This window comes from Cellulosimicrobium cellulans (assembly GCF_007679345.1).
Taxonomy (GTDB): Bacteria; Actinomycetota; Actinomycetes; order Actinomycetales; family Cellulomonadaceae; genus Cellulomonas; species Cellulomonas cellulans_A.
In genome coordinates, this window is the sequence record NZ_VEGH01000005.1 from 211990 (window position 1) to 226981 (window position 14992).

Genomic DNA, 14992 nt, shown 5'->3' on the forward strand with positions numbered 1-14992 from the left:
TCGCTCGACGCGTCGAGTACCCCCTCGCCGCGGCGGCAGCCCTGCGCGACCTGCGGCGGGCGGGCAGCCGCGGGCCGGGCGGGGGCCGGGCGGTCAGCCCAGGCCGGCGTCGTGGACGAGGCGCGCGATCTGCACCCGGTTCGCCACGCCGAGCTTCGCGAACAGGTGCGCCACGTGGGTCTTCACCGTCGCCAGCCCGAGGTAGAGACGCTCGGCGACCTCCTGGTTCGACAGCCCCTCCGCGACCGCCACCGCGACGTCCCGCTCGCGCGGGGTCAGCACCTCCAGCGCCCGGAGCGCCGCCGCCCGCCGCTCGGCGTCCTCCGGCTTCGCCACCGACGCGATGAGCTGGGCCGTGACCGTCGGCGACAGGATCGGCTCGCCCGCCGCGACCCGGTGGATCCCGTCGACGAGCTGCGCCGGTGGGGTGTCCTTCAGCAGGAACCCGGCGGCGCCCTCGCGCAGCGCGCGCAGCACCAGCTCGTCGGCGTCGAAGGTGGTCAGCACGATGACCCGTGCCGGCGACCCGGCGGCGGCGAGCGACCGGAGCGCGGTGAGCCCGTCGACCCGCGGCATCCGGACATCCATGAGCACGACGTCGGGGCGCAGCCGCTGCACCACGGTGACGGCCTCGGCGCCGTCGCCGCACTCGGCGACCACCTCGAGGCGGGGGTCGCCCCCGAGGATCATCCGCAGGCTGGCGCGGACCAGGGCGTCGTCGTCGACGACCACCACGCGCACGACGTCGGCGGCGGTCGGGGTCGGGGTCAGCTCGGCCACGGCAGCCACACTCTCACGGCGAACCGCCCGTCCTGCTCGATCCCGTGCTCCAGCGACCCGCCGAGCAGCTCGGCGCGCTCGGCGGCGCCGATGAGCCCCAGCCCCGCCCCGGGCGCGCCGGCGACCACCCCGACGGGCACGGCGTTGCGCGCCTCGACCAGCAGCCGCTCCCCCGGCGCGCCCGCGAGCCGGACGCGCACCTCCTGCCCCGGCGCGTGCTTGCGGGCGTTCGTCAGCGCCTCCTGCAGCACCCGGAACGCCGTGCGCGATGCGGTCTCGGGCAGGGCCGCAAGCGCCGACCGGTCCCCGCCGGGCAGCCCGGACACGTCCAGGCGCGCGGGCGTCCCGGCCTCGTCGGCGTCGGCGAGCAGGGCCGGGAGCTCGGCGAGCGTCGGCTGCGGCGCCTCGTGCTCGGTCGGGACCACGGTCTCGTCGTCGGCCCGGAGCACGCCGAGCACCTCGCGGAGCTCGCCGAGCGCCCGGTGCGCGCTGTCCCGGATGGTCTCGGCGGAGGCGGTGATCTGCGCGCGGGTCAGGTCCTCCCGGTACGCGAGGCCGCCGGCCTGCATGGCGACCAACGAGATCCGGTGCGCGAGCACGTCGTGCATCTCGCGGGCGATCCGGGTGCGCTCGGCCTGCCGGGCCTCGGCGGCCCGCGACTCCTGGGCGCGCTCGGCGGCCTCGGCGCGCAGCCGCAGGGTCTGCAGCAGCTCCCGGCGCGCGCCGACGTAGAACCCGATCGCGACGAGCAGGCCGAGGAACAGCAGGCTCAGGCCCAGGGCGAGCAGCAGCCACGGCACGCCCAGGTCCTCGGACGCGGAGCTGCCCTGGTAGAGCAGCTCGTAGACCGTCGACGCCAGCACCCACACCGCCCCGATCACGGCCACCTCGCGCCACCGGCGCCGGGTGGCGAGCGAGACCAGCGCGAGCATCGCCGGACCGATCGCGAACGCCGACAGCGCCGTGAGCGTGGTGATCAGGACCGCGGTCAGCAGCGGGCGCCGTCGGCGCAGCGGCAGCAGCCCGATCGCGACGAACCCGAGGACCAGGTCGAGCAGCATGAGCCCGCCCGCCACGTCCTCGTTCGCGAGCGACGCCGCCCCGAGGTCGTGGGAGACGAAGACCCAGAGCACGAACCCGGATCCCACGGCCAGCAGGTAGCGCCACGTCCGGGACCACGGGCCGAGGCGCGGCGGAGCCAGCGCGGCGGCGGGGACGGGGGCGGGCATGCCGCCGAGCCTAGGTCGCGGTGCGTCGCGCGCGGATCGGCCGCCGGGCTGGGCCGTCTCCCCCCTGCGGCGGAGGAGGGTCAGCCCCCGTCGGCGCCGCGCAGCGCCACGTCGAGCGGCGCCGGGCGCCCGAGCAGGTACCCCTGCCCGTAGTCGACCCCGAGCTCGCGCAGCGCCGCGCGCTCGTGCTCCGTCTCGACGCCCTCGGCGACGAGCCACGAGTCGATCCCCCGGGCGAACTCGGCCACCGCCCGGATCAGCGCCCGGCGCACCGGGTCGAGGTCGCAGCCCCGCACCAGCGCCAGGTCGAGCTTGATGGCGGTCGGCCGGAGCTGCAGCACGTGCCGCAGGCTGGCGAACCCGGCGCCGGCGTCGTCGACCGCGACCTGGTGCCCCGCGGCGCGCAGCCGGTCGGTCACGGCGGTCAGCGCCTCGTAGTCGGCGACCGGCGTGTGCTCGGTGACCTCGACGGCGGCCACCGGGCCGTGCGCGAGCAGCAGGTCGGCGGTCCGCGGGTCCGTGAGCGCCTCGGCCGACAGGTTGATCGACATCCGCACGCCCGGGGGCAGGTCGCCGAGCCGGGTGAGCGCGCACTCCGCGGCCAGGAGCTCCAGCTCGACCGACTCCCCGGCGGCGGCCGCCGCGGCGAAGGCGTGCACCGGGGTCGGGAACCGCTCGGGGTCGAACCGGGACAGCGCCTCGACGGCGACGACCTCGCCGGTGCCCAGGTGCACGACCGGCTGGAACACCGTGCGGACGGCGCGGTCCGCCAGCACGGACCGGATCCAGCGCACCCGCTCGGACACCGCGGGCCGGTGGGGCAGCCCGAACGCGCCCATTCGGTCCTCGACCAGCGCAGCCGCCAGGCCGAGCACCCGCAGCGCGTCCTCGTCGAGCAGCGGGTTCGCGCCCCGGGCCAGGCAGCACAGCATCCCGACCGGCTCGCCGTCGGGCCCGCGCAGCGGGGCGCCGAGGTACGCGCCGATGCCGAGGTCCGCGGTCGCGGCCAGGTCGCGGGCGACCGGGTGTCGACGCGCGTCCGGGAGCACCGGCGGGAGCAGCCCGGCCAGGACCCGCACGCAGTAGGTGTCGTCCAGGTCGTGCGCGTCGCCGACCGCCATCTGCATGGGCCCGGTCTGGGTGCTGGTGGCGAGGACGACCTCGGCCGAGGTCGTCAGGCCGGAGAGGAAGGCGATGTCCATGCCGAGGTGCTCGCGCACGCGGTCGAGGATCTGCCGCACGTCCGGGTCGACGGGCACGCCCGTCGTCAGCGCCACGTCCCGGTCCTCGTCCACGCTCATGCGGCCCCCGCTCGCCCCCGCCGGACCCGCCGCTGGACCCGGCACGACGTCGGTCAGCCTAGTGAGCGCCGCCCGCGGTGCGCGCGCCGGGCGGGGGGCGCCACCCGGGGATCCACCCGTCCGGGCGAGCGCCCACCGGGCCGTCCGCCCACGGCTGATCCCCCTGCCGAGTCACCGGCCGCGTGACAGGATCGGCGCATGGAGTCCCCGAACACCGGGCTCGCGCCGGAGACCGACGTGCCCGCCACCCCCGACGCCCCCACCGCCCCGACGTCCCGGCTCTGGGTCGAGCGCACCGGCACCCGCACCTACACCGGGCGCAACGAGCGCGGTGCCGAGGTCCTGATGGGCCCGGTCGAGGCCGGCGCCGTCTTCACCCCGGGCGAGCTGCTCAAGGTCGCGCTCGCCGGCTGCTCCGGCATGTCCGCCGACACCGCCCTGAGCCACCGGCTCGGCGACGACGTCGAGGTCACCGTCGAGGTCAGCGGCGACAACTACAAGCCCGAGGACCGGTACCCCGCGCTGCACGAGCGGATGGTCGTCGACCTGTCCGGGCTCGACGAGGCGACCAAGGAGCGGCTGCTGCGCGTCGTGCACCGCGCCGTCGAGCAGCACTGCACCGTCGGCAACACGCTGAAGGCCGGGGCGACCGTCGACCTCGAGATCACGGGCGAGTGATGGCGCTGCGCCGGACCCCGATCGTCGACGCGGCCCTGGACCGGGCCGTGACGATCCCGTCCGCCACGATCCACGCCCACGTCGACTCGGTCCGGCGCCGCAACCCGGAGGCCAGCCCCGCGGAGGTGATCGGGCTCCTCGAGCGCGAGTACCTGCTCGTCGTCCAGGGCACGGGAGGCGCGGTCGGCGCAGCAGCGGCGGCCCCCGCCGTGGGCACCGGCGTGGCGATGGCGCTGACCGTCGGCGACGTGGCGACGTTCTTCGGCGCGTCCGCGGCGTTCTCGCTGGCCGTCGCGAGCGTGCACGGGATCGACGTCGAGGACGCCGAGCGCCGCCGGGCGCTGCTGCTCGCGACGATCCTCGGCGAGTCCGGCGCGAAGGCCGTCACGGACGTCGGCGAGCTGACCGGGCTGCGCGGGCTCAACGTCGCCCGGGCGCTGCTGACCCGGATGCCGACCGGCACGATCCGGCGGGTCAACGCCCGGCTCACCCGGCAGCTGTTCCGCAAGCAGCTCGCACGGCAGGGCGGCCTGGCGCTCGGGCGGATGGTGCCGTTCGGGGTCGGCGCGGTCATCGGCATCACCGGCGGGCGGGCCCTCGGGCGCACCGTCATCCAGGGCGCCCGCAAGGCGTTCGGCCCCGCGCCCGACCGCTGGAGCGACAGCGTCCTCGTGGTCGAGGCCACGGAGGGCGCGCCGCGCGTCATCGAGCAGCCCCGCAAGCACCTCCCGCGCCGCTAGCCCGCGCGCGCCTCGCACGCGCCCTCGCACGCGCCCTCGCGCGCGCACGCCCCACGCTCCGCGCGCTCGCACCCTCCGCGCGCTCGCACCCCCTCGCGCGCGCCAGGCCCCCACCGAGTCTGCACGTCGTGCCTCTGCGCGGGCGGGCCGGCGGAGGCGCGAAGTGGAGACTCGGCGAAGGGGCGCCGTGCGGGAGCGCGCGGCGGCGCGTCAGCGCGCGGCGGCGCGTCAGCGCGCAGCGGCGCGTCAGCGCGCAGCGGCGCGTCAGCGCGCAGCGGCGCGTCAGCGCGCGGCGGGGGTCAGCGCGCGGCGGGGGTCAGCGGGTCACCAGCGGTCGTGGACGTGGGGGCGGATGCGCTCGTCGTAGATCGCGCGGAAGCGGTCCAGCGTGAACTCGTCCAGCGCCGGGATCAGGGCGGCGTCCGCGTTCCCGCGGGCCTGCTCGGCGTTGCGCGCGCCGGGGATGACCGTCGAGACGCCCGGCTGGTCGACGATCCACCGCAGCGCGAGCTGGGCCGTCGTGGCACCGGCCGGCGTCAGCGCGGCGACCTCACGGGCCGCGGCGACGCCGACCTCGAACGGCACGCCGGAGAACGTCTCGCCGACGTCGAACGCCTCGCCGTGCCGGTTGAACGACCGGTGGTCGGTCGCGGCGAACTCGGTGTGCTCGTCGTACTTCCCGGACAGCAGCCCGGACGCGAGCGGGACGCGCGCGATGATGCCGACGCCGGCCTCGGCCGCCGCGGGCAGGACGCGCTCGAGCGGCTTGCGGCGGAAGGCGTTGAGGATGATCTGGATCGTCGCGACGTGCGGGCGGGCGATCGCGGCCAGCGCCTCGTCGACGGTCTCGACGGACACGCCGTAGGCGGCGACCCGGCCCTCGTCGACCAGGGTGTCCAGCGCGTCGTAGGTCGCGTCCCGGTCGAGCACGGCGCTCGGCGGGCAGTGCAGCTGGACGAGGTCGAGCGTGTCGACGCCGAGGTTCGCCCGGGACCGGTCGGTCCACGCGCGGAACGCGTCGAGCGTGTAGGCCTCGGCGACGTGCGGGTCCGCGCGCCGGCCCATCTTCGTGGCGACCGTGATCCGTGCGGCGTCGGCGGGCCGCTCGCGCAGGAACCGCCCGATCAGCGACTCGCTCCGCCCGTCGCCGTAGACGTCGGCGGTGTCGAAGAACGTCACCCCCGCGTCGGTCGCGGCGGCCAGCACCGCGAGCGCGTCGTCCTCGGCCACCTCGCCCCAGTCGGCGCCGAGCTGCCAGCAGCCCAGCCCCACGACCGAGACGTCCCGTCCCGTCCTGCCCAGCGTCCTCGTCTGCACGGGCCGAGGGTACCCCGGCCCTTTCACCCGGGCGCGCCTGGGTGCCTGCACCCAGCAGGGACCGGCGGGGCCGCGATTCACGACGACGGGTGACGATCCCAGGGAGGAGGATGTCGGGACGCGCCCGGGGTCGACGCGGGGCGAGCGGTCCCGCGCCCCGCGAGCGCACGCACCGACGGGGGACGAGGGCGACGATGATCACGCGAGACCGGGACCGGACGCCGTGGGCGCGCGTGTCCCGGGTGCTGCCCCTGGACGCCGAGCGCGCCTGGGACCTCGTGGCGGACGCCCGGCACCACACCCGGTGGGTCCCGCTGACTCGCGTCGACCTCACCCGGCCGTCCGCGGAGGCCGCCGGCCCCGGCTGGGAGCGCTGGCCCGGCCGCACCGGTCCCGAGGTCGGGGACCGGATCGTCGCCGTGAGCGGCCCGACCGCGCGCCGCGGCGGCCCCGGGCTGGTCGACCGGATGCGCATCGAGCGCTACGAGCGCCCGCTCGGCGCCGTCCCGGGCGTCGCCGTGTTCCAGAAGCTCGGCCCCGTGCTGCTGGGCACGGCCCGGATCGAGGTCGAGGCCGCCGGCACGTCGGCCCGGGTCACCTGGAGCGAGCAGGTCCACCTGCGGGGGCTCCCGCCGGCCGCGACACGGTGGCTCGGCGTGCTGCTGGTCGACGGGATGCTGCGTCTCGTCCTGGGCCGCGCGGCGCGCGAGGCCGCGGACGGCGCGCAACGAACTGCCGCCTGACGGTCGATTCGCGCAACGAACCGGTGGCCTGCACGCAACGTCGCGCCATGATGCACCGGGCGGGTGGATCGTAGGCTTGCCCGGACGCGCCCCGACGAGGCGGCCCGACGTCCGACCACGCCGTTCCCGGACACCTCGAGGAGCACCATGCCCGCGACCCCGCAGCAGACCCGCCGCCACTACCTGATGTGCGAGCCGACGTTCTACACGGTCTCCTACGAGATCAACCCGTGGATGGACTCGACGCGGTACACGGACGCGGGCCTCGCGGTGCAGCAGTGGACGGTCCTCAAGGACACCTTCGAGCAGCTCGGCCACACCGTCGAGACGATCGACCCGATCCCGGGCCTGCCGGACATGGTCTACGCCGCGAACGGCGCGACGATCGTCGACGGCCTCGTGTACTCCGCGAAGTTCCGCTACCCCGAGCGCCAGCCCGAGGGCCCGGCCTACGAGAAGTGGTTCGCCGACCACGGCTACGTGACGCACACCGCGGAGCAGGTCAACGAGGGCGAGGGCGACATCCTCGGCGTCGGCGACGTGCTGCTGGCCGGCACCGGCTTCCGCACCGACCGCGCCTCGCACGACGAGCTCGCGCGGGTCACCGGCCGCGAGGTCGTGACGCTCGAGCTGGTCGACGCGCACTACTACCACCTGGACACGGCGCTGGCCGTGCTCGACTCGACCGCCGGCCGCGAGCAGATCGCGTACTTCCCGCCGGCGTTCTCGGACGCGTCGCGCGCCGAGCTCGAGCGGCGCTACCCGGACGCCGTCATCGCCTCCGAGGCCGACGCCGCGTGCCTCGGGCTGAACGCCGTGAGCGACGGTCTGAACGTCGTCGTCGCCCCCGGCGCCACCGACCTCGCCGCCCAGCTGACCGACCGCGGCTTCCGCCCGATCCCGGTCGACACCAGCGAGCTGCTCAAGGGCGGCGGCGGCGCGAAGTGCTGCACGCTGGAGATCCGCCCCGCCCGCTGACCCCCTCGGCCGGCCGGGCTCGTCCCGGCCGGCACCGCCCCCGGCCCGGAAGGTGACCCCCATGACCGCCACGATCCCGAGCCGGGACGCCGAGGCCGCCGCCGCCGGCCCGCTCGCGCCGAACTACCACCCGCTGCCCGTCACGCTGACGACCGGCGAGGGCGCGTGGGTGCGGGACGCCGACGGCCGCACGTACCTCGACATGCTCGCGGGCTACTCGGCCCTGAACTTCGGCCACCGGCACCCCGCGCTGATCGGGGCGGCGAAGGCGCAGCTCGACCGGCTGACGCTGTCGTCCCGGGCCTTCGACCACGACCTGCTGCACCCGTTCGCCCGGGCGCTGTCCGACCTGGCGCGCCCGGTCGTGGCGGGCGCGGGGCCCGACGGCGCGCAGGGCCCGCAGCCGATGGTGCTGCCGATGAACACGGGCGCCGAGGCGGTCGAGACGGCCATCAAGGCCGCCCGGAAGTGGGGCTACGACGTCCGCGGTGTCGCCCCCGAGCGCGCGACGATCGTCGTGGCCGCCGGCAACTTCCACGGCCGGACGACCACCATCGTGTCCTTCTCCACCGACCCCGAGGCCCGCGACGGCTTCGCCCCGCACACCCCGGGGTTCCGGGTGGTGCCGTTCGGCGACGCCGAGGCGCTGCGGGACGCGGTCGACGAGACGACCGTCGCGGTGCTGCTGGAGCCGATCCAGGGCGAGCAGGGCGTGGTCGTGCCGCCGGCGGGCTACTGGCCGGCCGTGCGGTCGATCTGCGACGAGGCCGACGTGCTGCTGATCGCCGACGAGATCCAGTCGGGGCTCGGCCGCACCGGCACGACGTTCGCCCTCGAGCTCTGGGGCGTGCGAGCCGACCTGGTGACGCTCGGCAAGGCGCTCGGCGGCGGGGTGCTGCCGGTGTCCGCCGTGGTGGGGCGGCCGGACGTGCTCGGCGTGCTGACGGCCGGCACCCACGGGTCCACGTTCGGGGGCAACCCGCTCGCGTGCGCGGTCGGGATCGCCGTCGTCGACCTGCTGCGGCCCGGCACGTTCCAGGAGCGCGCCCGCACGCTCGGCGTGCACCTGCACGAGCGGCTGGCGACGCTGGCCGACACCGGCCTGCTCGTCGGCAGCCGCGGCGTCGGGCTGTGGGCCGGGCTCGACGTCGACCCGGCGCGGATGACCGGTCGCGAGCTGTGCGAGCGGCTGCTGGGGCTCGGCGTGCTCGCGAAGGACACGCACGGGTCGACGATCCGGCTGGCCCCGCCGCTGGTCGTCGAGGCCGACGACCTGGACCTGGCGCTCGACCGGCTGACGCAGGCGCTCCGCTGACGTCCGCGCGCCGCGGGCAGGACCCGCGGCGCGCGACGGCCGTCAGGAGAACCGCATCGCCGTGTAGAGCCGGCCGTTGATCGTCACCGCCCCGATCGACACCGACGACTTGTCCGCCTTCAGGATCCACGCGCGGTGGCCCGGCGAGTTCATGTAGGCGGCGATCATCTGGCTGTCGCTGACGGGCTGCACCCAGCCGACGATGTGGTCGCTGCCCGAGTGCCAGATGCTGCCCGCGGCGGCCATCGCGGCGGCGTGGTCGGCCAGCGACGACGAGCCGGACACCGACAGGGCCGGCAGGCCGTTCTCGGCCCGGGCGGCGTTCAGCGCCGCGCCCAGGCCGCCGACGCCGTAGGACGCGACGCCCGGGGCCCAGGCGGCGGCCGGGGCGGCGGGGGCGGCCGCACCGCCGCCGGAGGCCGCCGGGGCGGCAGCGCGGTTCGACCGGGCGCCGGTCGCCGTGCGAGGGCTCGTGCTGCGCTGGGCGGCGGCGCGCTGGGCGGCCTCGGCGGCAGCGCGCTCCGCGGCGGCGCGCTCGGCGGCGATCCGGGCGGCCTCGGCGGCCTGCCACGCGGCCTCGGCGTCGACCACGGCCCGCTGCGGGGCGGCGACCGCCGCGACGGCGGCCGCCACGGTCGCCGGGCTGACCCCGGACCCGGCGCCGTCCGCGGCCCGCTGGGCGGCGTCGGCCGCGGCGCGCAGCGCGGCGAGCGGGGCGTCGCCGGCGTGCGGGGAGGCGTCGGCCGCAGCGCGCGCGGCGGTCACGACCGTGCCGGCGTCCCGGACCGCGCCGGCGACCAGGGCGTCGTACCGGCCGGCCGCGCGCGCGGCACGGGCGTCGGCGACGAACGCCTCGTCGACGCGCTGCGCCGCGTACGCGGCGGCGACCCGCTGCTGCGCGTGCGCCCAGGCGGTGGCGCGGGCGTCCGCGCGCAGCTGGACCACGACCCCGGCCGCGACGGCGCCGACCAGCGCGGCGCACAGCACGGTGGTCGCGACGGCACGGCCACGGCCGGCGCGACGACGACGGGCAGGGCGCGTGGGCGCGTCGAGGGTGAACGGCGCGCGGGTGGCGGGCGGCGCGGGGGGCGGGGCGGCGGGCGGGGCGGTCGGCAGCGCAACCGGCAGCGCAGCCGGCGGCGCGGCGGGCGGGGCGGTCGGCAGCGCAGCCGGCGGCGCGGCGCGCAGCGCGCGCTGCGTCGGGATCGTCCCGGGCGCAGCCGTGCGACGGCTGTCCTCGTCGTGCCGCGCGGGCGCCGTCGCGAGGACGCCCGGCTGCGGCGCGGGCGCCGTGGCGCCACCCGTCGCGGGGTCCGTCGGGTGTCCGCCGGTCACCGGCATGACTGGTCCCTTCCTCGGTGCGGTCGCAGGGGCCCCCTGCCACCGCACCCATCGACCCGCCGCGGACCGCCCTGAACGCCCGCGCACCGGGTTCACCCGCGCCGCCCGCGAACCCCGAGGTCGCCGCGCCCCGCTCCCCCGGACGGGTGACCCCACCCGACCCGCACCACGGGACCCCACCCCGCCCCGGCACGCGGACCGCCCCCGGGCGTGCGGGAAGATGGCCCCGTGCCCCCGACCCGTCCCGGCGACCTCGACCCCATCGACGAGGCGATCCTCCGCGAGCTCGCCGTCGACGCGCGCGCGTCCTACGCGGACATCGGCCACGTGGTCGCCCTGTCCGCGCCCGCGGTGAAGCGCCGCGTGGACCGCCTGCGCGAGCGCGGCGTCGTCCGCGGGTTCACCGTGCTGCTGGACCCGGCCGCGCTCGGCTGGGAGACGGAGGCGTTCATCGAGCTGTTCTGCCACGGCTCGACCAGCCCGGCGACGATGCGCGCCGGCGTCGAGCGCTACCCCGAGGTCGTCGCGGCGAGCACCGTCACCGGCGACGTGGACCTGGTCGTCCAGGTGCGGGCGCGGGACATGCGGCACCTCGAGCAGGTGGTGGAGCGCCTGGCGGCCGAGCCGTTCGTCGCGCGCACGCGGTCGACGATCGTGCTCTCGGCGCTCGTCCGCCGTCCGGACGTGCCGCCGCCCCCGGCGTGACCCCAGCGGGGCCCGACGCCGGGGGCGAGCCTCGGCGCCCGCGCCCGCGCGCGTCCGGCCACGGCGTCTCCGCCCGCGTCCGGCCCGTCCGCCCCGGCCGGCGCCCCGCCCGCGCGCCTCAGCCCGCGGCCGACTCCGCCGACCCGCCGTCCGCGGCGCCTACCCGGTCCTGGCACCGGTTCGTCACGACCATGACCGGGCAGGCCGCGTGGTGCAGCACCGCCTGGCTGGTCGACCCGAGCAGCAGCCCGGCGAACCCGCCGCGACCGCGCGACCCGACCACGATCAGGTCGGTGGCCGTCGAGAACTCGGTCAGCAGCTCGGCGCCCGTGCCGTCGAGCACCACCCGCTTCACCGTCAGCCCGGGGCGGTCGGCGATGGCGCGGTCCACGACCACGTTCAGCCCCTCGGTGACGTCGGCGAGCACCTGGGTCTGGTCGATCGTCGCGGGCAGCCACGCCATCACCCCCGACCCGCTGCCGACGGGCACGCCGGCGACCGCGGTGAGCTCGGCGCCCCAGGCCTCCGCCTCCTCGATGGCGTGGCGGAGCGCCAGGTCGGCCTGGGGGCTGCCGTCGACGCCGACGATCATCCGGCGCACCGGGCGCACGACGGGGGTGGACTCGTCGGTCGGGACGACGCCGCCGCGCCGCTGGTCGCGGAGCGGGACGACGACGGTCGGGCAGTAGGCGTGCGCGGGCAGCGTGGACGACACCGTGCCGAGCAGCCGGTCCGCGAACCCGCCCTTGCCGCGGGTGCCGACGACCGCGACCGAGGCGTCCCGGGACATCTCCACGAGGACGGCCGCGGCGTCGCCGGTCGCGACGGTCGTGACGACCTCGAGCCCCGCGCCCTGCGCGCGCTGCCGCGCCTCGTCCAGCACGGCGCGGGCGCCCTGCTGGATCGCGGTGTCGTCGAGGGCGGCGTACCCGCCGTCGAGCGAGGCCGCCGTGAACGACGGCAGCGTGTAGGAGCACACGACGTGCAGCGTCCGTCCCCGCGTCCGGGCCTCCGCCGCGGCCCAGTCGAGGGCGTGCATGCTCGCCGCCGACCCGTCCACGCCGACCAGGATCTCCGCGTCCCGCTTCATCGCCACGACCTCCTCCGGTGCACTTCCCAGTGTGCCCCCGATCATGCCCGTTCCGCACCCGCCGTGGGGTCCGGCGTGGCGCGGGCTTGACGAAGTCTTGGACCGGAGGGCGGCGCGGGCCGCGTCAGGCCGCGAGGTACGGCGACCAGGCGGGCTCGTCGACCGCCGCACCGCGCAGGAACGCCGTCGCGCCCCGAGGGGCGGACGGCGTCCAGCGCAGCTCCCAGCCGATCTCATGGAGGAGGTGGTCGGCCTTGCGGTGGTTGCACCGGCGGCACGCGGCGACGACGTTCCCCCACTCGTGCCGCCCGCCGCGCGAGCGCGGGTGCACGTGGTCCACGGTGTCGGCGTGCGCGCCGCAGTAGGCGCACCGGTGGTCGTCGCGCTGCAGGACCGTCCGACGCGTCGGCGGCAGGGGACGCCGCATCGGTACGTGCACGTACCGGGTGAGCGAGAGCACGACCGGGAGCGGCACCACGACGTGCTCGGAGTGCAGCACACGGCCGTCGGACTCGAGCACGGTGGCCTTGCCGGACATCACGAGGGTCACCGCACGTGGCAGCGCGACGACGCAGAGGGGCTCGAGGCTGGCGTTCAGGAGCAGCGTCCTGGGCGGGGCGGGCAGCAGCAGCACGGCGTCACTCCTGGGTCCTCGGGGACCCGCCTGGCTGGCGGGCCCGCTGGGGGAGGCAAGCAAGAGCAGGGTACGCGCACCTGGCCGGAGTGACCCCATCGTTTGTGCCGCACGTCACGCGCCCGGCGCCGCGTGCGGGTCCCGGGGACGACGCGACCCCCACGGCCGCGCGGGCCGTGGGGGTCGGGTCAGGAGGACTGCGAGGCGGATCAGCCGACGCGGATGAACGTCGGGTTGCTCTGCCAGATGCTGCGGAACTGGATCGTCTTGCCCGGGCGGGGCGAGTCGATCTGCTGGTCGCCGCCGGCGTAGATCGAGATGTGGCCGGGGCTCCAGATCAGGTCGCCGGGCTGGGCCTCGGACGCGGAGATCACGGTGCCGGCCGCCTTGATCGCGGACGACGTGCGCGGCAGGGAGATGCCGAGCTGCGCGTAGACGTAGGACACGAAGCCGGAGCAGTCGAAGCCGTCCGGGGTGGTCCCGCCGGAGACGTACGGGACGCCGACGTAGCGGGCGGCGACCTCGAGCACGGCGTTGCCGGCGACCGACTGCGGCACCGCGGCGGCGGCGACCTCGGTGGCGGCGGCGGTCTCGACGGTGGCGCGCTGCGCGGACCGGGAGGTGGTGGTGCGCACCGGCTCCGGCTCGGGCTCGGGCTCCGGGACGACGGCCGTGACGGCGGGCGTCTCGAACGACCACGCGGCGTCCGCGGGGGCCGTGACGACCGGCGCGGTCTCGAGGGCCGTCTTCGCCGAGGCCGTCAGGGCGGCGGTGTCGACCGACGGCAGCGCGGCCTGGTCGCCGGACGCGGACGCGGCGTTGGCGGCCGGGACGGCGACCGCGGAGACCATGAGCCCCGTGGTGGCCGCGACGACGGCGGTGCGGCGACCGGCGAGGGCGAGGGTGCCCGTGGCGGCGGTGGCGAGATCGGTCAGGGGGGTGACGGGGCGACGCGCGGAACGGTGTCGAGCGCGCACAGCACTAGCGGTCACGTACAGCCTCTCCTGGCGCCTACGAGGTGAGCTGTCGGGTTCGGGTCGGAGATACCCGGCCGCGATCCGCTCCCGGTCACCCGGTCGCGTCACGCGGCTTCACCCCAAGGACACCGTCTCCGGTGCCCGCATGTGGTTCCCCCGCCCCTGCCGGCGAAGTGTGTACGGAACCTCGGGCGGCGGCAGGGCTCGGCGTACCGTCCAAGGGCTCGCACGGAGGAGGGTTCCGACGAGCAGGACCGAAGGTACCCGACCCCCGAGCCGATTGTCACGTTCCGGTCACGGACTGTTTCCCCGCCCCGGGAGAACGCTCACATCGCCCAGCAGGTCACCGACGCACGAGGGCCCCGCGCGTGGCGTGCGCCACAGCCCGCGGGGCCCTCGGGGACGTCGGTCAGGACGTGCGGAGGAAGACGTGCCGCGCGACCTCCTGCGGCAGGTCCAGGACCGTCTCCGCGCCGGGGGCGCCGACGGTGACCGTGTTGCCGTTCTTCTCGACCGCGATCTCGTTCCCGGGCCGGACGCCGGCCTGCGCCAGCCGCGCGAGCAGCTCGACGTCGGTCTGGATCGGCTCACCCAGCCGGGCCACGACGCCCTTGGTCGAGCCACCGGCCTCGACCACCACGGCGACCACCGGGGCGACGCCGTCGAGGAACCCGACGGGGGTCCGCTCCTCGCCGATCTCGTCGAGGCCCGGGATCGGGTTGCCGTACGGGTCGAAGTGCGGGTGGTCGAGCAGCCCGGCCAGGCGCCGCTCCACGCGCTCGCTCATGACGTGCTCCCAGCGGCACGCCTCCTCGTGCACGTACTCCCAGTCGAGCCCGATCACGTCGGTCAGCAGCCGCTCGGCCAGGCGGTGCTTGCGCATGACGCGCATCGCCTTGCCCTGGCCCGCCTCGGTCAGCTCGAGGTGGCGGTCGCCGGACACGACCAGGAGCCCGTCGCGCTCCATCCGGGCGACGGTCTGCGACACCGTCGGGCCGCTGTGCCCCAGGCGCTCGGCGATGCGGGCGCGCAGCGGGGTGATGCCCTCCTCGGTGAGCTCGTAGATCGTCTTCAGATACATCTCGGTCGTGTCGATCAGGTCACTCACGCCGGTGCCCTCCTGTCGTGCGCGGACGTCCGTCCACAGGCTAGTCGGCTCCGGCC

The 14992-nt window shown here is 76.7% G+C and carries 15 protein-coding genes and 1 riboswitch; of the genes, 6 read left to right on the forward strand and 9 right to left on the reverse strand.

Translation table 11 applies throughout. From position 1 onward, the window contains the following. Window positions 1–93 precede the first annotated feature (93 nt). The 3 genes from FS882_RS08815 to FS882_RS08825 form a co-directional block, all read right to left on the reverse strand. Complete coding sequence (locus FS882_RS08815; RefSeq protein WP_262348167.1) at window positions 94–780, reverse strand: response regulator; 687 nt, start codon at window positions 778–780, stop codon at window positions 94–96. Beyond that, entirely contained in the window at window positions 768–2009 is a 1242-nt protein-coding gene (locus FS882_RS08820; protein WP_158372692.1) for a sensor histidine kinase, read from the reverse strand. Before FS882_RS08820 ends, FS882_RS08815 begins: the two co-directional genes overlap by 13 nt. A gap of 80 nt (window positions 2010–2089) precedes the next feature. Further along, window positions 2090–3310, reverse strand: a complete 1221-nt coding sequence (locus FS882_RS08825; RefSeq protein WP_158372693.1) for an EAL domain-containing protein — start codon at window positions 3308–3310, stop codon at window positions 2090–2092. A gap of 198 nt (window positions 3311–3508) precedes the next feature. On the opposite strand from FS882_RS08825, the gene FS882_RS08830 reads away from it, so the two are divergent. Further along, complete coding sequence (locus tag FS882_RS08830) at window positions 3509–3988, forward strand: OsmC family protein (RefSeq protein ID WP_158372694.1); 480 nt, start codon at window positions 3509–3511, stop codon at window positions 3986–3988. Then, complete coding sequence (locus FS882_RS08835; protein ID WP_158372695.1) at window positions 3988–4728, forward strand: hypothetical protein; 741 nt, start codon at window positions 3988–3990, stop codon at window positions 4726–4728. The genes FS882_RS08830 and FS882_RS08835 overlap by 1 nt, the downstream gene beginning before the upstream one ends. Window positions 4729–5052: 324 nt before the next feature. Here FS882_RS08835 and FS882_RS08840 read toward each other — a convergent pair whose 3' ends face one another. Beyond that, window positions 5053–6045 carry an aldo/keto reductase gene (locus FS882_RS08840; RefSeq protein WP_158372696.1) on the reverse strand — a complete coding sequence of 331 codons (993 nt, stop codon included), beginning with the start codon at window positions 6043–6045 and terminating at the stop codon, window positions 5053–5055. A gap of 194 nt (window positions 6046–6239) precedes the next feature. Here FS882_RS08840 and FS882_RS08845 point away from each other — a divergent pair, with 194 nt between their 5' ends. The 3 genes from FS882_RS08845 (at window position 6240) to rocD (ending at window position 9081) form a co-directional block, all read left to right on the forward strand. Beyond that, entirely contained in the window at window positions 6240–6788 is a 549-nt protein-coding gene (locus tag FS882_RS08845) for a hypothetical protein (RefSeq protein ID WP_158372697.1), read from the forward strand. Window positions 6789–6935: 147 nt separating this feature from the next. Continuing rightward, the gene (ddaH, locus tag FS882_RS08850) at window positions 6936–7766 is read left to right on the forward strand and encodes a dimethylargininase (protein ID WP_158372698.1); all 831 of its coding nucleotides are present in this window, start codon (window positions 6936–6938) and stop codon (window positions 7764–7766) included. Between the two features lie 61 nt (window positions 7767–7827). Then, window positions 7828–9081: an ornithine--oxo-acid transaminase gene (gene rocD, locus FS882_RS08855; RefSeq protein ID WP_158372699.1), complete on the forward strand. Its 1254-nt coding sequence runs from the start codon at window positions 7828–7830 to the stop codon at window positions 9079–9081. A 42-nt stretch (window positions 9082–9123) separates the two neighbouring features. Here rocD and FS882_RS08860 read toward each other — a convergent pair whose 3' ends face one another. Beyond that, on the reverse strand, window positions 9124–10422 hold the full coding sequence (locus FS882_RS08860) for a hypothetical protein (RefSeq protein WP_158372700.1): 1299 nt from the start codon (window positions 10420–10422) through the stop codon (window positions 9124–9126). Between the two features lie 228 nt (window positions 10423–10650). On the opposite strand from FS882_RS08860, the gene FS882_RS08865 reads away from it, so the two are divergent. Beyond that, a complete protein-coding gene (locus tag FS882_RS08865; protein ID WP_147795577.1) occupies window positions 10651–11127 on the forward strand; it encodes an Lrp/AsnC family transcriptional regulator in 477 nt (158 codons plus the stop codon). A 118-nt stretch (window positions 11128–11245) separates the two neighbouring features. Here FS882_RS08865 and FS882_RS08870 read toward each other — a convergent pair whose 3' ends face one another. From FS882_RS08870 to FS882_RS08885, 4 genes are all read right to left on the reverse strand, one after another. Next, window positions 11246–12217: a universal stress protein gene (locus FS882_RS08870; protein WP_158372779.1), complete on the reverse strand. Its 972-nt coding sequence runs from the start codon at window positions 12215–12217 to the stop codon at window positions 11246–11248. Between the two features lie 124 nt (window positions 12218–12341). Next, on the reverse strand, window positions 12342–12851 hold the full coding sequence (locus tag FS882_RS08875) for an HNH endonuclease (RefSeq protein WP_262348168.1): 510 nt from the start codon (window positions 12849–12851) through the stop codon (window positions 12342–12344). A gap of 209 nt (window positions 12852–13060) precedes the next feature. Beyond that, complete coding sequence (locus FS882_RS08880; RefSeq protein WP_158372702.1) at window positions 13061–13843, reverse strand: C40 family peptidase; 783 nt, start codon at window positions 13841–13843, stop codon at window positions 13061–13063. Between the two features lie 2 nt (window positions 13844–13845). Beyond that, window positions 13846–14014: riboswitch (cyclic di-AMP (ydaO/yuaA leader) on the reverse strand. A gap of 223 nt (window positions 14015–14237) precedes the next feature. After that, entirely contained in the window at window positions 14238–14936 is a 699-nt protein-coding gene (locus FS882_RS08885) for a metal-dependent transcriptional regulator (RefSeq protein ID WP_158372703.1), read from the reverse strand. Window positions 14937–14992: the final 56 nt, after the last annotated feature.